General features: G+C 68.7%; 17 protein-coding genes and 1 pseudogene. 10 read left to right on the top strand and 8 right to left on the bottom strand.

Annotated features, from left to right (window positions below):
* Nucleotides 1-65 precede the first annotated feature (65 nt).
* Nucleotides 66-1,118, top strand: a complete 1,053-nt coding sequence (locus KZ820_RS19375; RefSeq protein WP_258048364.1) for a glycoside hydrolase family protein — start codon at nt 66-68, stop codon at nt 1,116-1,118.
* Nucleotides 1,119-1,593: 475 nt separating this feature from the next.
* On the opposite strand, the gene KZ820_RS19370 is transcribed toward KZ820_RS19375, so the two are convergent.
* A complete protein-coding gene (locus tag KZ820_RS19370; RefSeq protein ID WP_219750498.1) occupies nt 1,594-2,541 on the bottom strand; it encodes a DUF4861 family protein in 948 nt (315 codons plus the stop codon).
* A 164-nt stretch (nt 2,542-2,705) separates the two neighbouring features.
* Here KZ820_RS19370 and KZ820_RS19365 point away from each other — a divergent pair, with 164 nt between their 5' ends.
* From KZ820_RS19365 to kduD, 6 genes are all read left to right on the top strand, one after another.
* Nucleotides 2,706-3,950 (top strand): MFS transporter, encoded by a 1,245-nt coding sequence (locus KZ820_RS19365; protein WP_219750530.1) that lies wholly within the window; start codon nt 2,706-2,708, stop codon nt 3,948-3,950.
* Nucleotides 3,951-4,051: 101 nt separating this feature from the next.
* The gene (locus KZ820_RS19360) at nt 4,052-4,795 is read left to right on the top strand and encodes a FadR/GntR family transcriptional regulator (protein WP_219750497.1); all 744 of its coding nucleotides are present in this window, start codon (nt 4,052-4,054) and stop codon (nt 4,793-4,795) included.
* Between the two features lie 75 nt (nt 4,796-4,870).
* The gene (locus KZ820_RS19355; protein WP_219750496.1) at nt 4,871-7,708 is read left to right on the top strand and encodes a TonB-dependent receptor; all 2,838 of its coding nucleotides are present in this window, start codon (nt 4,871-4,873) and stop codon (nt 7,706-7,708) included.
* Nucleotides 7,709-7,734: 26 nt separating this feature from the next.
* The gene (locus KZ820_RS19350) at nt 7,735-9,861 is read left to right on the top strand and encodes a CehA/McbA family metallohydrolase domain-containing protein (RefSeq protein WP_219750495.1); all 2,127 of its coding nucleotides are present in this window, start codon (nt 7,735-7,737) and stop codon (nt 9,859-9,861) included.
* A gap of 43 nt (nt 9,862-9,904) precedes the next feature.
* Nucleotides 9,905-10,741, top strand: a complete 837-nt coding sequence (kduI, locus tag KZ820_RS19345) for a 5-dehydro-4-deoxy-D-glucuronate isomerase (RefSeq protein ID WP_219750494.1) — start codon at nt 9,905-9,907, stop codon at nt 10,739-10,741.
* The gene (kduD, locus tag KZ820_RS19340; RefSeq protein ID WP_219750493.1) at nt 10,738-11,496 is read left to right on the top strand and encodes a 2-dehydro-3-deoxy-D-gluconate 5-dehydrogenase KduD; all 759 of its coding nucleotides are present in this window, start codon (nt 10,738-10,740) and stop codon (nt 11,494-11,496) included. The genes kduI and kduD overlap by 4 nt, the downstream gene beginning before the upstream one ends.
* 173 nt (nt 11,497-11,669) lie before the next feature.
* On the opposite strand, the gene KZ820_RS19335 is transcribed toward kduD, so the two are convergent.
* From KZ820_RS19335 to KZ820_RS19325, 3 genes and pseudogenes are all read right to left on the bottom strand, one after another.
* Nucleotides 11,670-12,962: a M20/M25/M40 family metallo-hydrolase gene (locus tag KZ820_RS19335; RefSeq protein ID WP_219750492.1), complete on the bottom strand. Its 1,293-nt coding sequence runs from the start codon at nt 12,960-12,962 to the stop codon at nt 11,670-11,672.
* Between the two features lie 47 nt (nt 12,963-13,009).
* A pseudogene (locus KZ820_RS19330) lies at nt 13,010-13,273 on the bottom strand (MlrC C-terminal domain-containing protein); the annotation flags it as partial.
* Nucleotides 13,274-13,314: 41 nt separating this feature from the next.
* Nucleotides 13,315-16,167, bottom strand: coding sequence for a TonB-dependent receptor plug domain-containing protein (locus KZ820_RS19325; RefSeq protein WP_308462287.1), 2,853 nt, complete (start codon nt 16,165-16,167; stop codon nt 13,315-13,317).
* A 330-nt stretch (nt 16,168-16,497) separates the two neighbouring features.
* Between KZ820_RS19325 and KZ820_RS19320 the strand changes: the two genes are divergently transcribed.
* The gene (locus tag KZ820_RS19320; protein ID WP_258048363.1) at nt 16,498-17,376 is read left to right on the top strand and encodes an alpha/beta hydrolase; all 879 of its coding nucleotides are present in this window, start codon (nt 16,498-16,500) and stop codon (nt 17,374-17,376) included.
* A gap of 224 nt (nt 17,377-17,600) precedes the next feature.
* Here the strand turns inward: KZ820_RS19320 and KZ820_RS19315 are convergent, their stop codons facing one another.
* The 3 genes from KZ820_RS19315 to KZ820_RS19305 all read right to left on the bottom strand — a co-directional run bounded on the left by KZ820_RS19315 (nt 17,601) and on the right by KZ820_RS19305 (nt 20,169).
* The gene (locus KZ820_RS19315) at nt 17,601-18,839 is read right to left on the bottom strand and encodes a sensor histidine kinase (RefSeq protein WP_258048362.1); all 1,239 of its coding nucleotides are present in this window, start codon (nt 18,837-18,839) and stop codon (nt 17,601-17,603) included.
* Between the two features lie 116 nt (nt 18,840-18,955).
* Complete coding sequence (locus tag KZ820_RS19310; RefSeq protein ID WP_219750489.1) at nt 18,956-19,675, bottom strand: response regulator; 720 nt, start codon at nt 19,673-19,675, stop codon at nt 18,956-18,958.
* Nucleotides 19,676-19,758: 83 nt separating this feature from the next.
* Nucleotides 19,759-20,169: a hypothetical protein gene (locus KZ820_RS19305; protein ID WP_219750488.1), complete on the bottom strand. Its 411-nt coding sequence runs from the start codon at nt 20,167-20,169 to the stop codon at nt 19,759-19,761.
* Here KZ820_RS19305 and KZ820_RS19300 point away from each other — a divergent pair.
* A complete protein-coding gene (locus tag KZ820_RS19300) occupies nt 20,168-22,132 on the top strand; it encodes a TonB-dependent receptor (RefSeq protein WP_219750487.1) in 1,965 nt (654 codons plus the stop codon). The genes KZ820_RS19305 and KZ820_RS19300 overlap by 2 nt on opposite strands.
* A gap of 185 nt (nt 22,133-22,317) precedes the next feature.
* On the opposite strand, the gene KZ820_RS19295 is transcribed toward KZ820_RS19300, so the two are convergent.
* Nucleotides 22,318-23,448, bottom strand: coding sequence for an epoxide hydrolase family protein (locus KZ820_RS19295; protein WP_258048361.1), 1,131 nt, complete (start codon nt 23,446-23,448; stop codon nt 22,318-22,320).
* A gap of 201 nt (nt 23,449-23,649) precedes the next feature.
* Here KZ820_RS19295 and KZ820_RS19290 point away from each other — a divergent pair, with 201 nt between their 5' ends.
* Nucleotides 23,650-24,567, top strand: coding sequence for a LysR family transcriptional regulator (locus KZ820_RS19290; RefSeq protein ID WP_219750486.1), 918 nt, complete (start codon nt 23,650-23,652; stop codon nt 24,565-24,567).
* Nucleotides 24,568-24,598: the final 31 nt, after the last annotated feature.

Raw genomic sequence — 24,598 nt, 5'->3', positions numbered from 1 at the left:
CGCGCGCCGCACCGCATCGCCGCGGATCTCGGCGAGCGGCAGCGGCCTGCGCCGGGAGAGACGCTATGGTACGATCGCGGCGCCCGCTCGCGCTCCTGCACCTTACCTTGTCGGCGATCGCCGTCACGATTGCGCCGGCGTGGGCGCAATCGAGGCCGGTCCCTCCGGGCGCGCCCGAGACGCCCTATGTGGCGCCCGGTCGTGCCTATCTGTTCGCGCACATGACCAGGGAGCGCTACGGCGTGCTCCATTATTCCGTCAGCTTGGACGGACTGCACTGGCAACAACTCAATCGCGGCGCGCCGGTATCGAGCGACTATCACGGTCACGCCTCGATCGCGCGAGGCGGCGACGGGCGCTACTATCTCGTTGGCAATCAGAGCGACGATGACCCGCTGATCCGCTTCTGGGTTTCGGACGATCTGGTGCGCTGGACGCGGTTCGGCACCTACCGCCCCCGCCTCGACGGGATCGCTGGTCTGGCGCATGCGCTGCCGCGGATCGGGGCGCCGAAATTGTTCTACGACGCGCCGTCGCGCGGTTTCCTGCTCACCTGGCACACGCCGACCGTGGCCGGCACGCCCGACGATCCCGAGCGCTACTGGGGCAGCCAGCGAACGCTCTACGTGCGCTCGCCGGACCTGCGCCGGTTCAGCAGGGCGCCCCGGCGACTGTTCGGATGGGAGATGGCGACGATCGACGCCTTCGTCGTGCCGAACGACGGCGGGCCGGGATATTGCGCCGTGTTCAAGGACGAGCGCTACCCGTCCTATGACTGGACGACGGGCAAGACGGTGCGGATGAGCTGCGCTCCTACGCTCACCGGGCGCTATGCGCCGCCCGGTCCACCGCTCAGCCCCAATTTCCGCGAGGCGCCCACCCTGATCCGCTCGCCGGACGGGCATGACTGGCTGCTGTTTTACGAGCAATATGCCGGCACGAGCTACGGCCTCTCCAAGGCGCCGCGGCTCGCCGGTCCTTGGTATCAGGTCTCCGGCAACTCCGGAGTCCCCGCATGGGATCGCTACACCATGCCTGCCGGGCTTCGGCACGGCTCGATGATCGCGATTGATCGGCAGCGATATGACGCGCTGGTGGCCGCTTACCCGCCAACCTAGGCAGCCGCTTCGCCGTACGCATTCCAACGAGCACTCGCCGCACGCTCCGCAGCGCATGCTCAGGGCCCTCAGCCACGCATCGGTCCGGTTGCCGTAAGCGTACGTCTTCTGCTCGCTCGCGGCGTTGTTGACCGTCGCCGACTGCACCTTGCGATACTCGTCCGCGGCGAGGGCGGCAGCGTCGGCGGCGTGCCTCCGGGCAGCGGCGACCGGTCGCTGTCGTTGCGGGCCCGCGCCGTGATGCACTCGTCCGAGAGCTCGTAATCAGCGATGCTGGTGCCGGGCACGAAAGTCTCTTGAATCCCGTCGTCAGTTTATGGCCATTAAGAACGCCTTCACCGCTTCTCCAGATCGGTCGTCCAGTCAGCCTCGAGGTAGCAGGCCGAAGCTCAGGTCTATTCGGTCGCAAGGCATCCAGCGAACACGATCGCGGGGTTGAGTTACCGCCAACACCGACGAAGACCAGCGTCGACCATCATGACGACGGCGGTCGAAAGTCCAACCGCTCGCCCGCCACGTACGCGTCCCAATCAGCCCGCCGCCGAAAGCCGCCCTCGCCCCCCGTCCAGGCGGAGGCGGAAAAATAGACGAACGGGCGGCCGGCCGTGACCCGGAGCAGCACGAGATGATTGTCGGCCTCCGATCGCACCTCAGCGATCATGTCGGGCGCGACGCGCAACGCGATTGCCATTCGACCGTGGTCGCCGTCCTGCGGCCCCCACCATGACAGCAGGCCCTTCGCCCGGTCTACCGTCAGCTCGCCCGCGCCCTGCCCCGTGGTACGTTTGCCGATGCCGATCCCGACCAGCAGCGGCGCCTCCCGATCGGACGAGATGGTGGAGACCAACCGGGTGAAGTGGGTGCCGAGCGGCAAGGTGAAGCGCCGCGTCTCCCACACCTTGCGATCGACGTCGACGGGCCAGGGCGCGTAATCCACGGTGAAGTCCGCGACCCGGCCGCCGCTGGCGAGGATGCGGTGGCGCACCGCGTTGCGCGACGTCCACAGCTTGTTGTCGTACCATATCCCCAGGCCGCCTGCGCCGCGCGTGGTCCCGACATTGTAGAAGTCGAGCCCCTCGCCGTGATAGCCGTGCTGGTCGCCGGTGCGCAGCTGTCGGTCGGCGAACGGCCAGCGCACGTTCTTGCCCCAGGAGTCGATCCCCGATCCGGAGGGCGGCTCGGCCTGCTCGAGCCGCTTGCTGTAGATGCGGTGCGCGGTGCGATCGTTCTCCCACAGCAGATCGTCGTAGCGATAGCCCGCCTCGGTTACGACCGCAGCCGGCTCGCGCCGCTCGGGCGGAGCGAGCGCGCCACTGACCGGCGGCCGCTCCGCCGCAGATTCTTGTGGCGCGGTCGATGGCGCGGCGACCAGCAGGGCGGCGGCGCTGACGCAGCAAGCGCGCGTGACCGTGATCGTCGTCATCTCAGCTCTCCCACTCACCCTGCCACCATTTACATAGTTGTATGATGACCGATGACCCGATAGCAAGAGGATGTTGACCGTTCCCCGTGGAGTGGGACGGCGACGTGGAGGAGAGCAACGTGGCCGCATCACGCGCCGAGCCGGACGTGCCGATCGTGAGCCGTATGCGCTGGACGGTCTGCGGCCTGCTCTTCGCCGCCACAGCGATCAACTATGTCGACCGACAAATGATCGGCGTGCTCAAGCCCGTCCTCGAGCAGGAGTTCGGCTGGAGCGAGGCGCATTATGCCGACATCGTGCTGTGGTTCCAGGCGGCCTATGCGATCGGCTTCCTCGTCGCGGGCCGCTTCGTCGACGCGGTCGGCGCGCGACTCGGCTATGCGGTCGCCTTCACATTGTGGACCGCGGCGCATATCGCGCACGGCCTCGTCGGATCGGTCGCGCAGTTCGCCGCGGCGCGCTTCGCGCTGGGCCTCGGCGAAGCGGGGAATTTCCCCTCCGGGTTGAAGGCGGTGGCGGAATGGTTCCCGCAGCGCGAGCGCGCCTTCGCGATCGGCCTGTTCAACGCCGGCGCCAATGTCGGGGCGATCGCCACGCCCCTGATCGTGCCCGCCATCACGCTCGCCTATGGCTGGCGCATGGCCTTCATCGCGACGGGCGTGATCAGCCTCCTCTGGCTGGTCGCGTGGCTCGCCTTCTATCGCCGGCCGGAGCAGCACGCGAAAGTCGCGCCGGCCGAGCTCGCGCTGATCCGCAGCGACCCGGTCGAGGTCGCCGGCAAGGTGCCCTGGCTGCGCCTGTTCGCGGTCCGTGAGACCTGGGCCTATGTCGTGCCCAAGTTCCTGACCGATCCGATCTGGTGGATGTTCCTGTTCTGGCTGCCGGACTTCCTCGGCAAGCGCTACGGCCTCGATCTCACGTCCTTCGGCATCCCGCTGGTGGTGATCTACCTGCTCTCCGACGCGGGCAGCGTGGCGGGCGGCTGGGCCTCGTCACGGCTGCTCCAGCGCGGCTGGTCGGTCAACGCCGCGCGCAAGGCGACGATGCTGGCGTGCGCGCTCGCCGCCGTGCCGATCGTCACCGTTCAATATGTCGACCGGCTCTGGCTCGCCGTGCTGCTGATCGGGCTCGCCACCGCCGCGCACCAGGCCTTCTCCGCCAACCTGCTGACCCTGCCCTCCGACCTGTTCCCGCGCCACGCGATCGGATCGGTGGTCGGCATCGGCGGCACCGCGGGCGCGATCGGCGGCATGCTCATCGCCAAGTTCGTCGGCTATGTGCTCGACCTGTCGGATAGCTACGCGCCGATCTTCGCGGTGGCGGGTTCGGCCTATCTGCTCGCGCTGCTGGCGATCCACGTGATCAGCCCGCGGCTTCAGTCGGCCCGCTCGTTTGGGATGGTCATATGATGACCCATCTTGCCGGACGCACCGAAGCTTTGTACCGGAGGACGACCGATCACCGGCGTCGGCGCTCCAGCGCGCCGGCCGGCAGGGCATGGCGACCGCTTATGAACGATATGACGCCCAGCGATCCGCCCCGCGCACGACGCCGCCCCTCGCTCGTGGACGCGGCGTGCGAGCATATCCGCGCGAGCATCAGGGACGGGGAACATTGGCCCGGGTCGCAGCTGCCGACCGAGGCGGTGTACGTCGAGTCGCTCGGCGTGAGCCGCACGGTGGTGCGCGAGGCGGTCGCGCGGCTGGCGGCGGAGGGGCTCGTCGAGGCGCGTCAGGGCAAGGGCGTCTTCGTCAGCGAGACGGCGCGCTACCAGGCCTTCCAGGTGACCCGTGAGGAGCTCGAGAACCTCGATGACGTGATCCAGCTGCTCGAACTGCGCCTCGGCGTTGAGACCGAGATGGCGGGGCTGGCGGCGGAACGGCGCAGCGAGGTGGATCTGATGGACATGCGCCGTCAGCTCCGCATCCTCGGCCAGTCCGATGTCGGCATGGATCGCTCCGTCACCGCCGACGTCACCTTCCATCGCGCGATCGCCAAGGCGAGCGGCAACATCTATTACGGCAAGCTGATCGAGTTCCTCGGCGTGCGGCTGGTGCCGCCCCGCTCGGTCTACCTGCGCCAGAGCGACGCCTATATGGACGATGCCTATCGCGCGGTGATCGGGCAGGAGCACGAGGCCATTCTCGACGCCATCGCCGCGCGCGACGCCGAGCGCGCGCACGCCGCGGCGCGGACGCACATGAGCGAGAGCCTCAAGCGGCACCGCGAGATCAAGCGCCTGGCCAAGAAATAAGCGACGACGACCGGAATCGACGCCGGCGCTCGCGCGCGGGAAGCATAGTCATACTATGTCATATGGGAGAGGGAAATGAAGAAGGGCTATCGCTACGGCTCCGCCGCCCTGATCGCGTTGGTGATGAGCGACGGCGCGCGCGCGCAGACCGGCGCGCCGGTCGCTCCGCCCGAGGTGCCGGCGGGCAGCGTGCCCGATACCGCTCCCGTCGCCCCCGACGCCGCGCCGGCCGCGGGCGCGCAGGAGGACGCGGTCGCCGACATCGTCGTCACCGGTATCCGCCAGAGCCTCGCGCGCGCCGCCGAAATCAAGCGCCAGTCGGTCAACGTGGTCGACTCGATCGTCGCCGAGGACATCGGCAAGCTGCCCGACCTGACCACCGCCTCGGCGCTCCAGCGCGTGCCTGGCGTGCAGGTCGTGGTCGGCGGCAACAACGAGATCGTCGGCGCGCGCATCCGCGGCCTGGAAGACATCGTCACCACGCTCAACGGCCGCGAGATCTTCACCGGCGTCGGGCGCGGCTTCTCGTTCCAGGACCTTCCCGCCGAGGCCTTGGCCGGGGTCGACGTCTACAAGTCCAACTCGGCCGACCGGATCGAGGGCGGCGTCGCCGGCGGCGTCAACATGCGGCTACGTCGCGCGCTGGACTTCAAGGAGCTCACGCTCGCCGGCAGCGCGCGCGCCACCTATGCGAAGGAGGCCGGCTCCGACGACACGATCAACCCGGCGGTCAGCGCGCTGATCGCGGACCGCTGGACGACCGGGATCGGCGACGTCGCCGCGATGCTCGGCCTGTCGTACCAGCGCAACGAATATGCGCGGCCGATCGCATGGAACGACTGGACGCGCAGCACCAACGCTGCCCCCACCTCGACCACGCCCAATCTGCAAGCTCCCACCGGCTTCGCCGCGGGCACCGAGTTCGGCCATTATGAGCGGCCGCAGGCGAACGTCTCGCTCGAATGGGCGCCCGACACCGACACGACGTTGTATGTCGAGGGACTATTCGCGGGCTATCGCGGCAACGTCCTCCAGGCCCGCCCCACCTTCCGCGCCTTCACCGGCACGTCCTTCACGGCGACGGCGGGCGACCGGTGCGAGGACTTCGGGGTCGGGCCGGACGGCTATTATGCCGGCAACCTGCGCACGCCCGAGAACCCGCGCGGCACCGGCACGGTCCAGAACCTCTGCAACGCGACGGGCTATACCGTGCGCGGCGTGGAATATTACACCGCCACGGTGGCCAACCGCGCGCGCACCGACATCTTCGTTGCGGCGACCGGCTTCAACAAGACGATCGGCGCACTGACGTGGAACACCGACATCTCCTACGAGCTGTCCAAGAACCGCAACGACAGCTTCCGCGTCGACGTCGGCAAGCGGATCGCCGAGCTGATCCAGGAGCGCGACGTCGATCACGAGGTGCGCGCCATCACGCCGGGCAACCCGATGAACGACCCTGCCGGCCTCGCCTTCACCAACGGCATGACCGAGGACATCAACCGCAGCAAGGGGACGCTGTGGGCGGTGATGAGCGACGCCAAATACGACTTCGACGGCGTGCTCGACTATGTCCAGGCCGGCGTCCGCGTCGCCAAGCGGGTCGCCTCGTTCGAACAATATCTCGGTGGCCCGCCGGCGCCCGGGGGCTCGTTCGCCACGCCGGTGGCCGGTGCGGGCCTGCCGTCCGACCTGCTGATCTCGGCGCCGGGCGTGCCGCAGATGAACGACGGCGCCACCTATCTGCAGGTCGATCCCGACTATCTGCTCGACGAGGGCTTCAAGCGCCAGCTGCGCACCTTGTACCGGATCTCGCCCGATCGCCCCGGCTTCGATCCCACGCGCGACTATGACGCGCGCGAGAGAAACTATGCCGGCTTTCTCCAGGCGCGCTACGCGCTGTCGCTGTTCGGCGCGCTCTCGATCGACGGCCTGGTCGGCGCGCGGCTGACCCGGACCGACCGCCGCATCGTCGGCGCGGGTCGGGTCATCGATCCCGCGACCAGTACGTCGCGCGTGGTCGTGGTCGACCGCACCACCAGCGACACCGACCTGCTGCCCAATGCCAGCGCGCGCGTCGACTTCGGCGGCGGGCTCCAGTCCCGCTTCAACTATTCGCAGACGCTGTCGCGCCCGAGCTTCTCTCAGCTCAACCCGGGATTGAGCTACGTCGTCTCCTACGTCAACACGATCCAGAACTCGGGCTCGGGCGGCAACCCCGACCTGCGCCCGCAGAAGGCCGACAGCTTCGACGCCTCGCTCGAATATTACTTCGGCCGCAGCAACTATGTGTCGGCGGTCACCTTCTACCGCGACATCACCGACCGAGTCGTCACCGGCACCGAGGCGCGGACGATCGACGGGCTGCAATATGTCATCTCCACGCCGCGCAACCTCGGCTCCGCCACGATCAAGGGCGTGGAGGTCAGCGGCCAGCTCTTCCTCGACTTCCTGCCCGAGGGGCTGGACGGGATCGGCGTGCTGGGCAATTTCACCGTCATCGACAGCGAGGTGACGACGCCCGGCGACCGCCTCCAGGGTCTGTCGCTGCTGGGCGTGTCGAAATACAATTACAACGCCGGCTTCGTCTATGAGAAATACGGCGTCTCCGCCCGCGTGATCTACACCTATCGCTCGCAATATTACGACGCGGACATCACCAACGGCCTGTCGCTGCGCCCGATCGACATCCCCGTGGGCCTCAACGGCATCCGTGCCGCCGGGCGGCTCGACTTCGGCCTGAACTATGACCTGACCGACCACATCACGATCAACGTGGCGGGCACGAACGTCACGGGGCAGCGGACGCGCTCGTTCGAGTCGCGCCCCGACTTCGTGCGCGAGGTGCGCAACGACGACACGACCTACTCCGCTCGGCGTACGGTTCAACTTCTGAGATGGGGAGCAAGATGATGGCAAGCAGGCGCGCTCGAGGATGGATGGGGCTCGCGCTGGTCGCGGCCGCGGCATCGCTGCTCCCGCCCGCGGTCGCCGCGCAGGCGACCAGCGGCTTCCGCTCGTCCGGCAAGACGCTGGCGGGTGACGTCCGCGTCGCGCGGACCGCCGCGGCGGTGACCGTCGACTGGCCGTCGGACGCGCGCGGCGAGCGCACCACGCTGACGCTCTCGCTCGACCGCGCACGCCCGCTGATCGAGAGCGTCGCGGTCGGCGGCAAGGTGGTGATGGCGGGCGTGGATCCCGCCGGCGTGGTGACGGTCGGCACGCGCGACCTCAAACAGGGCTGGACGATCTTCTTCGACAATCCGCGCAAGAAGCCGTTCGAGGCGTTCCCGCTCACGCTCGGCCGCGAGGGTGTCGCGGTGGAGCGCGACGGCGCGCACACGCGCGTCGTCGTCGACGGCGCGCGCGCGGGGCCGTTCGCCGGCAGCTTCACCTTCACCGTCTATCCCGGCTCGCGGCTGATCCGTGCCGCCATGGTGATGTCGACCGAGCGCCCGGCCACCGCCTATACGTTCGACGCGGGGTTGAGCGTCGCCTCGGGCACTGCCCCGCCGTGGCAGTCGGTCGCCTACACCGACCTGTCGGATCGCATCGTCCGCCACCAGGGAGCCTCGGCGCGTGCTGCCGCCACCTCGCCGCAGGTGCGTGGGCGCATGATCGTGGCCGAGCAGGCAGGCGGCGGCGCGATCGGCATCGTCCCGCCGCCGCATCAATATTATTACCCGCTCGATTATGCCAACAACGACAATGCCGCCTGGTACGGCAGCGACTATCGCGTGCTCACCGGTCGTACCGGGCTGGGCGTGCGCCAGACGCTCGAGGGCGATCGCCGCTGGGTGCCCTGGGTCAACGCGCCCGAGAAGAGCGTGCAGGACATGGGCATCTTCTACCTGCCCGATCCCGGCGACGCTGCCAGCACCACCGCTGCGGCGATGACGCTGACTCGCGGCGACCGTTTCAAGTCGCTGCCCGGCCATCGCACCTTCTCGAGCCACTATCACGTCGAGCACGCCGCCGATTTCCTCAACCAGGCGCGCTTCCAGCAGAGCCGCGGCGTGCCGGCCGGGCTCGAGACGCCGGCGTTCGTCACGCGCTTCAAGGAGATGAACGTCGAGATCGTGCATCTCGCCGAGTTGCATCTGTCACGCGAGGACCTCGATCGCGCCGGCGACCGCCTGACGCTGCTGAAGACAATCCACGACGAGACCGCCCGGCTGTCCGACGATCGCCTCTTGCTGCTGCCGGGCGAGGAGCCCAACGTCCATCTCGGCGGGCACTGGCTCAGCCTCTTCCCCAAACCGGTCAACTGGACGCTCGACCGTCAGCCCGGCCAGCCCTTCGTCGAGGACGATCCGGTCCGCGGCAAGGTCTATCACGTCGGCTCGTCCGCCGACGTGCTCGCGCTGATGAAGGCCGAGAACGGGCTGATGTGGACCGCACATCCACGGATCAAGGGCTCGCTCGGCTTCCCCGACAAATATCGCGCCGAGCCCTTCTTTCGCAGCGACCGGTTCCTCGGCGGCGCCTGGAAGGCGATGCCGGCGGACTATGCGCAGCCCTATCTCGGCGCGCGGGTGCTGGGTCTGCTGGATGACATGAACAACTGGGCCGCCGATGCGAGCGAGCGCAAGTTCGCCCCCGGCGAGGTCGACGTGTTCCAGCTGACCCGCGACAGCGAGTTGTACGCCCACATGAACATCAACTACCTGCGCCTTCCCGGCGCGCTGCCGACGCACGCGGGCGGCTGGTCCGCGGTGACCGAGGCGCTGCGCGCGGGCCACTTCTTCACGACCACGGGCGAGGTGCTGGTGAGCGACTTCACGCTCGACGGCGCGCGCAGCGGCGACGAGGTCGCCTCACGTGGCCGCGCGACCTTGCGCGCCACGGTGGAGGGCACCTTCCCGCTCGCTTATGCGCTCATCGTCAGCGGCGACGGCGAGAAGGTCTTCCGCGAGCGCGTCGACCTGACCGACGCGGGCGGCTTCGCGCAGCGCACGATCGAGCGGCGGGTGAACGTCGCCGGTCGTCGCTGGGTGCGGCTGGAGGTGTGGGACGTCGCCGCGAACGGCGCGTACACGCAGCCGGTGTTCCTGCGCGCGCGCTGATCCCGGCTCGCCTTCTCTTCCCTCGTTCATCGGACGGCCGACCATGTTCGAACGCACCTATTACGCCACCCACCCCGACATGATGGAGGGCGCTACCAACGCGCAGCTGCGCGACCGCTACCTCGTGCCCGGGCTCTTCCGCGCGGGCGAGATCGTGCTCACCTACTCGCACGGGGAGCGCTTCGTCATCGGCGGTGCCGTGCCCGGCGAGACGCCGCTCGACCTGCCGGTGCAGACCGAGCCCGCCAGCGCGGCGGGCCACCCGCTGCTCGAACGGCGCGAGCTCGGCGTCGTCAATATCGGCCCACGACCGGGCTGGGTCACGGTCGACGGCGAGATCGTCGAACTCGACCGCTATGAGGCGCTGTACGTGCCCATGGGCACGCGCGCGGTCAGCTTCGCCGGCGAGGGCGCGCGCTTCTACCTGCTCAGCGTGCCCGCGCACGCGCCCTTCCCGCTGCGCAAGGTGACGCTGGCCGAGGCCAACCCGATGCAGCGCGGCAGCCTCGAAGGCTCGAACGACCGCACGATCTACCAACTGGTGCTGCCGCATCTGTGCGCCAGCGCCTCCCTGTGCCTCGGCCTCACCCAGCTGAAGCCGGGGTCGGTGTGGAATACGATGCCGCCGCACGTCCACGAGCGCCGCAGCGAGATCTACCTTTACTTCGACCTGGCCGAGGACCAGCGCGTGTTCCATTACATGGGCAAGCCCGACGACCTGCGTCACATCGTGGTCGGCGACGGCGAGGCGGTGATCAGCCCGCCCTGGTCGGTGCACATGGGCGCGGGCACCAGCAACTATACCTTCATCTGGGCGATGGCGGGCGAGAACCAGGATTACAACGACATGGACGTGTGCGACCTATGCCAGCTGCGATGAGCCACCCGTTCGATCTCACCGGCAAGGTGGCGGCGGTGACGGGCGCGAACACCGGGATCGGCCAGGCGATCGCGCTCGCTTTGGCGTCCGCCGGCGCCGACATCGCCTGTGTCTGTCGCGGCGAGTCCGCGGAGATCGTGGCGCAGGTCGCCGCGCGCGGGCGGCGCGGCGCCGCGATCGTCGCCGATCTGTCGAGCAGCGCGCCGGCCGAGCGCATCGTCGCCGAGACGGTCGAGCGGCTCGGCCAGCTCGACATTCTCGTCAACAACGCCGGCACCATTCGCCGCGGCGCAGCGGTGGAGCTGACAGAAGACGACTGGGACGCGGTGGTCGACACCAATCTCAGGACGGCCTTCTTCCTCTCCCAGGCCGCCGCGCGCCAGATGATCGCGGCGGGGTGCGGCGGCCGCATCATCAATGTCGCCTCGATGCTCAGCTTCCAGGGAGGCATCCGAGTGGCGAGCTACACTGCGTCGAAGAGCGGCCTCGCCGGCCTCACCAAGGCGCTGGCGAACGAGTGGGCACCGCTGGGGATCACCGTCAACGCGATCGCGCCCGGCTACATCGCCACCAACAACACCGCCGCGCTGCGGTCCGACGTGGAGCGCGAGCGCGGGATCCTCGATCGCATTCCTGCGGGGCGCTGGGGTGAGCCAGGCGACATCGGCGGCGCCGCCGTCTTCCTCGCGTCCGACGCCGCCGCCTACGTGCAGGGACATGTGCTCGCCGTGGATGGCGGCTGGCTGGCGCGCTGAGCGGACGATCTCACAGGTCGCCTGACACGAAATTCGGCAGCCAAACGACGTTCAGAAATGGATCATCAGCGTCGATCGCGGAAGGGCATCATTGAACCTGCTTTTCCCGCGCGCTCGATCGAGAACGCATGATCAGGCGCGGTTACTCGCGCCTGGCCGAGACCAGTCTGTCCTTACCGCATCCCCGCGGCGGCGAGCAGCAGCAGCAGGTTGAGACGCTTGACGCGTTGGGACGGGTCCCTTGCCGTCTCGATCCACTCGTCGGGCGAGTGGCCGCGATCCCCGGTTGCGGCGCGCGATAGCGTCACGGCTGGGATGCCAAGGCTCATCGGCACGTTCGCGTCGGTCGAGCTGCTGGTCAGCCGCGGCGCGATCTTCTCTTCGCGGTAAGCGGCGATGCCGAGCCGGACGAGCGGATCGGTCACCGGCGTGGCGCCCGCGGGCCGATCGCCGACCGGCACCTTCTCGACCGTCACCGCGCCCTGCTTGACCGAGCGCGCCGCGTTTTCCGCCGCTACCGAGCGATCGACCACCGCGAGGAAGTCGCGCTCGAGCCGGGCGAGCGCGGCGGCACTCTCCGAGCGCATGTCGACTTCCAGCGTGACCTCGCGCGGGATCGCATTCACCGATGTGCCCCCGCCCACGACGCTTGCGCTGTACGTCGTCTTCGGGTCGGTCGGCGTGGGCAACGCGTACAGGCCCGTGACGGTAGCCGCCATGGCCGCCATCGGATTGACCAGCCCGAACGCGCCGTAGCTGTGCCCGCCCGGCCCCTTGTAGACGAGCCGGTAGCGCTTGGAGCCCACGCCGCCGACGGTGAAACCGTCCTCGGCGGCGCCGTCGATCGAGAAGAAGGCGGCGGCACGGTCGCGATAGGCGGGTTGCGAGAAGAGGTGGCGTACCCCGCGCAGATCGCCCAGCCCCTCCTCGCCGACGTTGCCGACGAATAGGATGTCCAGCGGCGTCGCGATCTTCGCCGATGCCATCGCGCGGATCAGGCTAAGCTGGGTGGCCAGCCCGGTCGAATCGTCGCCGACCCCGGCGGCATGGAGCCGTGTGCCGTCGCGCCGCACCGTGACGGGCGTCCCGGAGGGGAAGACGGTGTCGAGGTGCGCCGCCATGATCACCATCTTGCCGCCGGGCGCGCCGGTACCGCGGCGCAGCCCGAGGACGTTGCCTACCTCGTCGATCCGGACGTCGCTGAGGCCCGCCTCCTTGAACATGGCGGCGTAGGCGCGCGCGCGTGCCGCCTCCTTGAACGGCGGCGCCGGTATCTCGGTGAGTTGCACTATCGTCTCGATCCATCGATCATGCTCTTGCTCCAAGGCCCGAACGGCGGCGCGATAATCGTCGCGCTCGCGCAACGCGTGCACGATCGCGGCGTCCGCGGCCTGCGTCGACGGCGCCGCGACCTGCGCGCGCGCAGCCGGGGCGCAGAGCATCGCGCCAATCAGCATCGCGCGCATCGTCCTGTCGCCCCGTCGCACTGCTCTCTTCTCCTCGCTGGTCCTAGTCACGACCGACCGATCCGTGCCGAGCGGTACGGCCGCGGAGCATAACGAAGGTCCGCCACCCAAGGGAAGGTGGGCACGCGGTGCCGGTTGGCGATGTGCGGGATGTCCTGGTCGATCGCCCCCGGCGACAACGCCATCAGGTGCGGATTGGCGAGCGGCTTCATGGTCGGGTTGAGATAGCCGCATTTGAGCACCACGATCTTGAACGCCGACGGCTCGAGGCCGAGCGCGCGGAATGCCTCGGCGGCGTGGTAGGCGCGCCGCTTCGAGGAAAGGGTGGTCGGGTCGCTCTAGGACGCCCCGTTCAGAAGTTGGCGCGCACGCCCAGCCGGAAGGTGCGGCCGAGCACGTCGTACAGCAGCGAGTTGACGCCGGGGCTCACCCCGGTGGACGGCGCCGCGACGGGGTCTTTGTCGAGAAGGTTGTCCACGCGGAAGAAGGCGCTGACCTCGCTGGTCAGGTTGTAGCTGCCGCCGAGATCGACGTAGAACGCCCCCGGCATGCTGTTGTCATCGACGGTCGGGTTGTTGTTGGTCGAGACCGGGCAGCTGCTGCGGCATTCGATCCACTCGTTGGAATAGACGCCGTCGCTGATGAAGCGCTCAGTCAGCGACAGGCTGAAGCGGTCGGTGTCCCAGCTCTGCGTCAGCAGCCCCTTCCAGTCTGGTGTGGTGCCGCTGTTGACCCCGGCGGTATCGATCGGGATCGAGCCGACCACGTTCGACGTCGTCACCAGGTCGATGACGTGGGTCGCCAGGCCGCGCAACGTGACGCGCCCGGGCAGGCCGATCCCCGACAGCGGAAAACGATAGGACGCCTCGATGTCGAAGCCCTTGGTGCGGATGCTCGCGGCGTTGAAAGCGGTGACCTGGACGTAGTTCGCGCCCGGCGTGGGGCTGTCGAGCAACGTGGCGGCGCACTGGTCCTGCGCGCCCTGCTCGCACAGGTCGACGATCTGTTGCGCGCCGAGCGAGATGATCGCGTCGCTGATCTTGATGTCGTAATAGTCGACCGACACCGCGAAGCCGGGCAGCCAGCTCGGCTCGGCATAGACGAACCCGATCTCGGTGCTGCGGCCGATCTCCGGCCGCAGGCCGGTGTTGCCCGCGACGCGGTTCTGAATGTTGATGACGTTGCCGCGGTACAGCACGGTCGAGTTGGTGACGATCTGCGCCGCGAACAGCTCGCTCAGGTTGGGCGCGCGCACGTCGCGCGAGGTCACAGCGCGCAGGCGGAAGCCGTCGAGCGGAGTCTTCCACACGCCGCCGATCTTCCACGCCTCGACCGTGCCCGAGGTGGTATAATCGGTGACGCGGATCGCCCCGTTGACGTTGGCTTGGCCGAGGACGTCCGAGTCGAGGATTGGGACGTTGATCTCAGCATACGCCTCCTTCACGCCGTATCGGCCCCGTCCGGCCTTGTAGTTGCCCGCGTACCAGTTGTTGCCGATCGCGGTGTTGAGCAGCGGGTCGGCAGGATACAGCGCGGAGTTCGGCGTCGCCGCGCTCGCACCGTTGCCATATGGGTCGGCAACGGTGCGGTAGATCTCCTCTCGGCCCTCGACGCCGAACGCGATCGCCACCGGCCCCGCCCAGGACGAGAAAGGCTCGCCGGTCAGGTTGAAGCTGGCAACGTTCTGCTCCTGGCGCGAGCGCTGCCGCGGGCCGTTCTCGGGCATCACATAGGCGTAGGCCGCGGTGGAGTTGGTGACGTCACCGAAGGCGTTGAACGGCACGCATCCCGCCGCGCGCGCGACCGCGCTCCGGCACACGATGCTGCCGTCGGACGCGGTCACCGCGTCGATCGCGGCGTTGAAGTGCGGTTGCAGCGAGATGTTGCTGACGTCGACCGCGATCGTGCTCACGCCGTGCGCGCCATAGGCGTTGACGCGCCACTCGGTGCCGGCGATCGCCACCTTGCCGTCGACGCCGAGCACGTAGCGCTGCTGGTCGCGGCGTGTGCGAACGGTGATCGGGTCCGCGAACTGAGCGGTGACCGTGCCGAACTGGAAGCTGGTGATCCCGTTGGCGGCGCAGCCGTCACGCACGGCCGCGGGGAGGAAGGCGTTGTCGCACTGGACGGTCAGCCCGATACGCTCGGCGCCGCGATTGGGAAAGTTGCGCGACAGCACGCGCGCCAGCGTGGCGGTGGCGAACACCTCCATGCCATCGCTGACGTCGAAGCCGACGCGGCCGTAGCCGACCCCTCGCTCGAGCCTGCTGGCGAGGCTGGGCGACTCGCCGATCTGCGCGCTGAGGTCCCCGCCGACGCAGAAGGGGTTGAAGCACCCGGTCACTTGACCGTTGCCGAGTGGGCGACCGCCCGAGCCATAGGCGAACTGATAGGGCACGCCGCCGGGTCCGAAGGCGGTCCCCTGCAGCGGACCGGACGTGATCAGGCCGAATTTGGCGTATTGGAACGGCTGCGCGCGGTTGATCAGCGTGTAGCGCGGCAGGCCGTCCACCGTCGCTGCGTTCGAGCGGCCGAGGAAGGCGGGCGCGTTGTACCAGTCGCGCCCGTTGACGCCGCCGGAGACGCCGAAGTCGCCCGCAGGCGTGCCGCCCTCGTAGCTATATTCGCCGCTCACCTGAACGTGCAGCCGCCCGTCCTTGGAGGAGCCGCCCCAGGCCACCTGCGCGGTCAGGTTCGGATCATCGCCGTAGGTGGTGATGCCGGTCTGCAGGTTCGCCCGCACGCCGGTGAACCGCTTGTTGGTGACGAAGTTGACCACGCCGCCGACCGCGTCCGATCCGTAGGACGCCGAGGCTCCGCCGGTGACCACGTCGACCCGCTCGACCAGCAGCTGCGGGAACTGGCTGATGTCGGGGACACCGATGAAGTTGGCGGGGGTGACTCGCTGACCGTCGAGCAGCGTGAGCGTGCGGAGCTCGCCGAGACCGCGCAGCGCGAAGGAACTCAGGCCCTGTTGGCCGCTGCTGGTGCTGTTGCCGCGCGTCTGTCGACCCGAACTGCCCTGCAACGCTGGCAACAGGCGGATCGCTTGGAACAGGTTGGGCTGCGACAGCTTCTCGATGTCGTCCCGATTCACTGTAGTCGTCGGCGTGGGCTGCGAATAGCCGCGTGAGGCGAGACGCGAGCCGGTCACCGTGATGTCGGCGATGGTGGCGTCGTCCTGAGCCGGCGCCGGATCAGTCACGGCGGCCGACGGCTCCCTGGCAGGCGCAGGAACGACGACGCTGCTAGCCTGTGCGAACGCGGCCCCCGGCGCGAGTAGCGCCGAAGCGGGCGCGAGCAGCAGCAATGTGGTCTTCAAAGCCCAGATCCCCCGTTTGGAATGAACCCACCCTGCAAACGATTAATTTTGTTATTTGGTAATCTGATCGGTGGGCTTGGTTATAATGTCAATATAACCAATCATGTATCTTTAAATTGCTGGCAGTGCTCGACACGGTGGCCGCACGCGTGTCAGAGCAGGCGAGTACCGGGCGATGTCGCGCTCGCCCGCGGAGTCCTGGTCATACGTCGCTTGTTCCTGCCCGCTCTCGCGCTTGTCGGCCCCCTGCTTGCGGCATCGGCGCCGCGGCCAGCCGAGGTCATTGCCCTCTGGGGCGGGTCGGCGCCCGGCTCCGAGCAGCGTTCGTCGGAGCCGGAGCAACTCGAACGCGGCGCGTACGTCCACAACGTCCACCGCCCGTCGTTGACTGTCCTGCGGCCGCGGCGCGAGCACGCGCAGGGCACGGCGATCATCATCGCACCGGGCGGGGGGCATCGCATGTTGGTGTTCCAGAACGAGGGCATGGCCCCGGCGAAGATCCTCAACCGATATGGCATCACCGTCTTCGTGCTTCGGTATCGGCTCGCTCGTGAGCCGGGCTCGACCTACACGATCGAGCGTGACGCGGCGGGCGACGCTCGGCGCGCAGTGCGCTGGGTGCGAGCGCATGCCGCTGAATTCGGCGTGAGCCCTCGCCGGATCGGCCTGATGGGCTTCTCAGCGGGCGGCGAGCTCGTCTCCTTGGTCGCTGACAATCCCGAGCCCGGCGATGAGGTGAGGAGCGACCGCCTGGCGCGGATCAGCGGGAGGCCGGACTTCCAGGTGCTCGTCTACCCGGGCCCGCTCGGCATCCCCGCGACCGACGTGGCGCACGCACCGCCCGCATTCATCGCGGCGGGCGCGCTCGACACGTGTTGCGCCGGCCCTGCGCTGACCCTCTTTCAACAGCTACAGGAGGCAGGGCGCGCGGCAGAGCTCCACGTCTTCTCCGGCGTAGGCCACGGCTTCAATGTCGGCGTGCACGACGAGAGGCTGTCGATCCAGCATTGGCCGGATCGGCTTGCCGACTGGATGAGCGACGAGGGCTTTCTCAATGTCCCGCATGATGAGGATGAGCCTCGGGATCCTTGATGCCGGGCGAGGCTCAGCCGCAACAGGATCGAAGACACGCTCGGATCAGGGCTGAGTCGGGAGACGCGGGCACCCAGAAGCAGTCACTCAGCAGGTTGCAGTCGCTACCCAAACTCCGCCGCTCGTTCATCTCTGAGACCGCCACGCATGAAGGGCTGCCGAGTCCGTCAGGGGTGCTCAAGCGCGGTGAGGGCCTCACCTTCTCGCCGGTTGCCGAAGGCGCATCATGCGACGGGCAGCTCGAGAACCGCACGCGTGCCGCCTCCCCTGGCGTCCGTCAGCGTAAAGCTACCGCGCTGACCGATCGCGAAATCGCGGACGATGCTCAACCCTAGCCCGGCGCCGCCTGTACTGCGGCTGCGTGAGCTCTCGCCTCGTTCGAAGGGTCGCAGTAGGCGGTCACGATCGACGGCAGGGATCCCCGGCCCACCATCCTCGACGCTGATGCGGACCACAGTCTCGGTTCGCTCAACCGACACCGTGCCGCCGCCCGCGTAATCGAGCGCGTTGCGCAGCAGGTTCTCGACCGCGCGGCGGAAGGCGGGCGCCGGCGCCGAGATCCACGCCGGCTCGCCGTCGCGAAGCAGCAGCGCGCCGTCGTGCGAGGGCATCCCCGCGACGATGTCGGCGAGGACCGGGCGAACGTCGAGCAGCTCCGGCGGTTGCGCCGCGGCGCGCGCGAAGCTCAGCACCTCACCGATCATAGCCTGCATCCGCTCGACGTCGGCGATCATCCGCGCGCGCTGTGGCTCAGGCGCTGTCTCGATCCGCAGCCGCAGCCCAGTAAGTGGAGTGCGCAGGTCGTGCGCGATCGCGGTCAGCATGCGCGCGCGCTCGCCCGCCTCGGCGGCAAGCCGATCGCGCATCGCCGCGATCGCCGCGGCGGCCTCGCGAAGTTCCCGCGGGCCACCTTGCGGCATCGCTACCGCACCACTTTCGAGCGCGCCGGCAAGCGCCCGAAAGGGGTCGGTCAGGCGTCGCGCGAAGAGCCAAGCCAGAGGCGCGAGCAGCAGTAACGTCACGATGAGCGACGCCAGGACGTTGCGCTGCCAGACCGTGAGCCAGGGCCGCACCGGCGCAACCCGCCACCAGCGGCCCTCCCCTCCGCGCACACTCAGCGCAAACGGCGCATGCGGCACGCCGAGTAGCATGGCGCGGTACGACGCCGCGTCCCGCGCCGCATCGAGTCGCTCGAAGAGGCCGTTACCGCGCTCACGGAAGATCATCGGCACGCCCTGGCGTGCGCCGGCCCGCGCCGCGGGCTGAGCGCGCTCGCGTTCCTCCCGCGATCCCGCCGCGTCCAGCCACGTCACGCGGACCGTAGATGGCGGGCGACGCAGGTGAGAGGCGATCAGGGCCTCCAGCGCGGGTGCTCTCGCCCCTGGCTGCGGTTCGACGGCGAGCTGGCGCGACAGCGCCGGGGTCGGGTGGCGCAGGGCGCCGATCGCCTCCGCGGCGCTCATTCGCGCCGCCGGGGGCGCCGGCGACACCAGCACGATCGTCGCGGTCGTAGCGACACTGAGCGCCGCCACGGCAACGCCGAAGCCGCCGATCGAGACCAGGGCGCTCGGCGCACGCCTCATGCTGGTCGCACCGGCGGCACGAGCCGATATCCTACCCCTCTCACGGTCTCGATGATCGTCGCCGGATCTGCCTCGGCCAGCTTGCGGCGCAGCCGGCTGACCGCGATGTCGATCGCTCGATCATAGGGCGCCGCGTCGAGGCCGCGCGCGAGGTCGAGCAGCACGTCACGTGTGAGGATTCGGCCCGGACGGCGGACGAAGGCTGCCAGCAGGGCGTGTTCGCCCTCGCTCAGCGCGACCGCGCGACCGGCGGGGTCGTGCAGCCGACGCCCATCCATGTCGAGCCACCAGCCTGCGAACGTGACACCCGCGCCGGCCGTGTCGCCACTGCTGGCTTTCGCGTGCCGACGCAGCAGCGCGCGCACGCGAGCGAGCAGCTCGCGCGGCTCGAATGGCTTGGTGAGGTAATCCCACGCGCCCACCTCGAGGCCGACGATCCGGTCGGTGACGTCGTCGAGCGCGCTGAGCATGAGGATCGGCACGCCGCCGGGCGAGAGCCGCCGACACAGTGACAGGCCGTCCTCGCCCGGCATCATCACGTCGAGGACGAGCAGGTCCGCGGGCGCCTTGCGCCACGCCTGCTCGCCCGCGGCCGCGTCCGCCGCGGTGTTCACCTCATAGCCGTGACCGCCGAGGAACTCAGCGATCGCGTCGCGGATGCTCGCGTCGTCGTCGATGACGAGGATCGTGCTGCGAACGATATTCCCTTGCTCCATGCCGGGTAGGTAGCCGCCTCGTGTAGCATTCTCGTATCGGCGCCCGCTACCGCACCGCCATCGCCGCGCTACCCGGCGCCGCTTCAACCACCCCCGACGAGGCGGACGCGGGGTGTGACGGTGAGAGCGAAGAACGGGTTGGCGGTCGGGCTATGGACGACGATCGCGGCGGGAGGCGCGATGGCGCAGGCGCCTTCCACGGCGCTCGAAGCTTCTGCCGCGGATACAGCCGGCAACGAGGACGAGATCGTCGTCGCGGGTGGGCGGGCGCGTGGGTCGATCGTCGCTGACGTTCGCCCCGAACGCGTCTTCCGCGCCGCCGACATCAGGGCGTTCGGAGCCGACGACGTCGAGGCGCTGCTCGGCGCCATCGGCGCGCAGACCGCCAGCAATGGCGGGCGCGGCGACGAGGGTCCGGTGACGCTCCTCAACGGGCGACGCGTCTCCAGCCTCGCCGAGATCGCGCGCATCCCCGCCGAGGCGATCCAGCGCATGGAGATCTTCCCCGAGGAGGTCGCGCGGCGATACGGCTATCGCGCCGACCAGAAGGTAGTGAACGTCGTGACGTTTCAGCGCTTCCGCTCGGTCGTCGGTCAGGCCGGTTACGCCGCGCCGACCGCGGGCGGACGGCAGCGCGGCGACGTCGACGCCGACGCACTGATGATCCGCCGCGACACTCGCTTCGGCCTGGGCGCAACCTACGCGCGCGCGGCGAACCTGCTTGAGCGCGATCGCGGGCTGACACAGCCATCCGGCGCAGCGGCGCTCGGCCGTGACCGTACGCTGCTGCCCGCGACCGAGCGCCTGCGGGTCGAGGGCGTCGCGAGCGGGCCCGTCCTGACTGCGGTCGCGGCGACGCTCAGCGCCAGCGTCGAGCGAAACCACTCACGCGACCTGCTGGGACGGTCGGCAGACCGAGTCCTGCGTCGCGACGATCGGCAGGACGCCGTGCACGTCGGCGTGACGCTCGGCGGCAGCGCGGGCGGGTGGCGCTGGACTGCGCTCGGCAACCTCGATCGGCGGTCGGGACGAACGCTGATCGATCAGGTGGTGGGTCGACGCGACACCGTGCGGACTGCCGACACGACCGCCGGCGCCGACCTGATCGTCGCCGGCCCGCTCACGACTGCGCCGGCGGGTGCGATCATCGCCACCCTCCACGGCTCAGCAGAGACACGTGATCTCGCCACCTCACCCGGCCAAGGCTCCAGCTTGCCGCAGGGCTCGCTCCACCGTGACAGCGCCGCACTGCAAGTGAACCTGGACGTGCCGCTGCTTGGGGTCGCGGCACTAGGCGGGTCCCCAGTCGGTCGGCTCTCGGCCAATCTCGACGCCAGGGTGGCGCGCCCCTCCGACGCCGGCACCACCTGGAGCTATGGCGCTGCGCTGAGCTGGTGGCCGACGCGCGCGCTCGGCGTCATCGTCTCCGGCACCAGCGAGCAAGCGGCGCCCGACCTCCTTTCGGTCGGCGGAGCGGCGCTGCTGAGCCCGAACGTACGCACGCTCGACGGCGCGCGCGGCGAGGTCGTGGACGTGACGCAGCTGTCAGGTGGCAACCCACTGCTACGATCCGACGAGCGCCATGTCACCCGGCTCGGTGTGAACCTTCGTCCGCTGGCGCATACCGATCTGACGCTGAGCCTCGACTATACCATCACGCAGGCCGACGATCCGGTCACCATCCTCCCGCTGGCAACGCCGCAGGTGGAGGCCGCCTTCCCCGAGCGCTTTCGCCGCGACAGCAGTGGTCGTCTGACCGGGGTCGACGTGAGACCACTCAACGCTGCGGCGTCGCGCCTGCGACAGCTTCGCTGGGGGATCAACCTGACCCGCCCGCTCGGCCCGACGCCGCCCGGCATGGCGGAGGGCATGATCCGTATTCCGGCAGGCCAGGCGGGCCAGATGACGCGGGAGCCGAACGGCTCCGTGACCTTCCGGCCGATGCCAGGGAGCGACCTGGCCCGCAACATGAGCCGCGCCTCCAGCCGTATCTTCCTTAGCCTCTACCATGAATGGACGCTCGAGGACTCGCTCCTGCTGCGCCGCGGCCTGCCGACGCTCGACCTGCTGTCGGGCGACGCGGTCGATGTCGCCGGCGGGCGACGGCGCCATCAGATCGAGGTCCAGGCGGGCGCGTTTCAGCGCGGCCTCGGCGCTCGCGTCGAGGCGACCTGGCGCAGTGGACTTACGCTGGATCAGGGCCAGACGACCGCAGGCGCGCTGCGTGTCGCCAGCCTGGCCACCGCCGATATGAGCTTCTTCATCGATCTGGCCGAGCGGCTCAGGGGACTGCCGGATTGGCTGACGGGGGCGCGTGTGAGTGTCGCCGTTGACAACGTTTTTGACCGGCGTGCCAACGTGCACGACCGGCTCGGCGCCACGCCGCTGGCCTACCAGCGCGGCTATCTCGACCCGCTTGGACGGGCGTTCACGATAAAGATCCGAAAGGTCCTTTGAGAGGAGCGACTGCACCGATGTCGAGAAGTGACGCATTCGACCCAGGAGCGGACGTTCCCGGCGCTCAGTCCGGCTCCCAACTTCGGACGCTCATTCATCTCCGCGGCCGCACGCGTGACGCACCGCAAAGCCGTTCACCTGGTGAGGTCTTGGCAGGGTCGCATGATAGAGCGGCGGCAACGGTGTTACCGAATGTTCTTCACGAAGGCACGAAGATCGGCCAGCAGCAGATCGGGCTGTTCGAGCGCCGCGAAATGGCCGCCACGTTCCATTTGCGTCCAGGACTCGATCCTGTAGCTGCGTTCGGCGAGCGAGCGCGGCGGGATCGGGAAGACCGGATCGGGGAACACCGCGAACCCTGTTGGAACGGAGACGCGCGAGCCGGCCGGGAAGACGTGAGAGCCTTCCAAGACGCGCCCACGATACAGCCAGGTGGACGTGACGAACGATCGTGGCGCCACGTAGAGCATGATGTTGGTGAGGAGTAGATCCTCGTCAAAGGCAGCCCAGAGGTCGGGACGACCGGCGTCGTCGCGAGGAACGTCCGCCCAGACGCCGAACTTCTCGAGGATCCAGGCAGCGACCCCAACCGGGCTGTCCGACATGGCGATCCCGAGCGTCTGAGGGCGGGTGCTTTGCTCGAGGAAGTAGCCGCGCTCCTCCTCGGCAAGCGCGCTGACGCGCCCCGCCCATGCCTTCTCTTCGGTGGTTTCGGGATCAACGCCGTCCGCCTGCGCCGTCATCATGTTGATGTGGAGCGCGGCGACTCGATCGGGATAGTCGTGAGCCAGCCAAGCGCCGATCGCGCTGCCCCAGTCGCCGCCCTGGACGAGATAGCGCGAACCCGGGAACAGTTCGCGCATCAGCCCGTCCATCAGCGCGGCCGTGCGTCGCGGCCCGATCGGCGCGTCCGGACGGCCCGAGAAAGCGCAGCCGGGCAGCGATGGGACGATGACGTCGTGCCCGTCTCCCGTCAGCGGATCGATCAGCGACTCGAACTCGAGAAACGACCCGGGCCAGCCATGAAGAAGCAGGACCGGCGGCCGCGAGCCGTCTCCGCTCTGCTTGACGAAGTGGAGCGTCTGCCCATCGATGTCGGCGAGGTGATGCTGCCGTCGATTGAGCTTCGATTCCTGAGAACGCCAGTCGAAAGTCGTGAGCCAATAGTCGACGAGGCGGCGAAGGTCGCCGAGACCGACGCCCGACCTCCACCCGCCGGCGTCGGGAAAATCCTGCCAGTCGAAGTCCTCGACCTGCTGCCGAATCCGGCTCAGGCGGTCATCTGAGATGGCGATCTTGAAGGGACGGATCATCATGTGCCTGTTCCTTTGAAGTTTCTTCGTCGCTGAGCTTTCCGGTCGTAGGCGCACTTCTGCTTGGCGACGGGGCCCCGGGCGGCGTTCCTTCGTCGGGCGGCCGGTCCGCACTGCCTCGGTTGACCCGCCAGAAACGTAAGTGTCGAGAAAGGTCGAGACTATCGCCGCAATCGTGCATGGTCCGGTAAGCATGGCTGGACAATGAAGCTCGATCTGAACGCCCTCACGACCCTCGCGGCGGTCGCTCGCGCCCGCAGCTTCAGCGGCGCGGCGGATCAGCTCGGAGTCACGCGGTCGGCGGTCAGCCAAGCCGTCCGCAAGGTGGAGGACGCGCTGGGCGTGGCGGTGCTGCGTCGGACAACGCGCAGTGTAGCGCTGACGGAGGCAGGCGAAGCCCTCCTGGATCGCGTCGCGCCGGCGCTCGCCGAGATCGACGCGGCCGCTGCGGCCGCGGCCGCCCATGAAGGCAAGCCTGCCGGCCTGCTGCGCCTCGCGGTGTCTTCCATCGCGGAGACCTTCCTGTCGGGAGACCTGCTGGCGTCCTTCCGAGCCGCCCACCCGCAGGTACGTCTCGATATCCTCGTGACCGATTCCAGGTTCGATATCGTGGCGGGCGGGTTCGATGCCGGCGTGCGGCTCGGCGAGGTGATCGAGCGCGACATGATCGCGGTGCCGGTCAGCGAGGAGCAGCGCCAGATCGTCGTTGCCTCCCCGGCCTATCTGGCAGCGGCCGGAATACCGCTTCATCCGCGAGAGCTGACACGACATCGCTGCATCGGCTGGCGTTCGTCCGACGGGACGGCACCCTATCGTTGGGAGTTCAGTGACATGGGGCGCGAGTTCGCCGTTGCAGTTGAACCCGAAGTGACGACCAATGACATGTCGTTGATGGTGAAGATGGCGCTCGCCGGAAGCGGCCTGACCATCGGCATGTCCGAGACTTTTGCGCCGTGGCTGCACAGCGGGAAGCTCAAAGAGGTGCTCGGCTCGTTCTGTCCACCACTTCCGGGTTTTTTCCTGTTCTATCCCGGTCGCCGCCACATGCCGCTCAAATTGCGCGCCTTAGTGGATCATGTGGCCGATTGGCGGAGCATGCGGAAGGGATCGATACGATATTGAGCTAAGATGGTCTGCCGCAGACGCATGAGAA

The sequence above is a fragment of the Sphingomonas citri genome (assembly GCF_019429485.1).
Taxonomy (GTDB): domain Bacteria; phylum Pseudomonadota; class Alphaproteobacteria; order Sphingomonadales; family Sphingomonadaceae; genus Sphingomonas; species Sphingomonas citri.
Note: the sequence above shows the minus strand (reverse complement) of the source record. Positions and strands in the feature narration are given on the sequence as shown.

Coding starts and splice junctions, on each gene's coding strand:
- KZ820_RS19375 (WP_258048364.1), top strand. CDS start 66: ATGGTACGATCGCGGCGCCCGCTCGCGCTCCTGCACCTTACCTTGTCG.
- KZ820_RS19370 (WP_219750498.1), bottom strand. CDS start 2,541: ATGACGACGATCACGGTCACGCGCGCTTGCTGCGTCAGCGCCGCCGCC.
- KZ820_RS19365 (WP_219750530.1), top strand. CDS start 2,706: ATGCGCTGGACGGTCTGCGGCCTGCTCTTCGCCGCCACAGCGATCAAC.
- KZ820_RS19360 (WP_219750497.1), top strand. CDS start 4,052: ATGAACGATATGACGCCCAGCGATCCGCCCCGCGCACGACGCCGCCCC.
- KZ820_RS19355 (WP_219750496.1), top strand. CDS start 4,871: ATGAAGAAGGGCTATCGCTACGGCTCCGCCGCCCTGATCGCGTTGGTG.
- KZ820_RS19350 (WP_219750495.1), top strand. CDS start 7,735: ATGGGGCTCGCGCTGGTCGCGGCCGCGGCATCGCTGCTCCCGCCCGCG.
- kduI (WP_219750494.1), top strand. CDS start 9,905: ATGTTCGAACGCACCTATTACGCCACCCACCCCGACATGATGGAGGGC.
- kduD (WP_219750493.1), top strand. CDS start 10,738: ATGAGCCACCCGTTCGATCTCACCGGCAAGGTGGCGGCGGTGACGGGC.
- KZ820_RS19335 (WP_219750492.1), bottom strand. CDS start 12,962: ATGCGCGCGATGCTGATTGGCGCGATGCTCTGCGCCCCGGCTGCGCGC.
- KZ820_RS19315 (WP_258048362.1), bottom strand. CDS start 18,839: ATGAGCGCCGCGGAGGCGATCGGCGCCCTGCGCCACCCGACCCCGGCG.
- KZ820_RS19310 (WP_219750489.1), bottom strand. CDS start 19,675: ATGGAGCAAGGGAATATCGTTCGCAGCACGATCCTCGTCATCGACGAC.
- KZ820_RS19300 (WP_219750487.1), top strand. CDS start 20,168: ATGGAGATCTTCCCCGAGGAGGTCGCGCGGCGATACGGCTATCGCGCC.
- KZ820_RS19305 (WP_219750488.1), bottom strand. CDS start 20,169: ATGCGCTGGATCGCCTCGGCGGGGATGCGCGCGATCTCGGCGAGGCTG.
- KZ820_RS19295 (WP_258048361.1), bottom strand. CDS start 23,448: ATGATGATCCGTCCCTTCAAGATCGCCATCTCAGATGACCGCCTGAGC.
- KZ820_RS19290 (WP_219750486.1), top strand. CDS start 23,650: ATGAAGCTCGATCTGAACGCCCTCACGACCCTCGCGGCGGTCGCTCGC.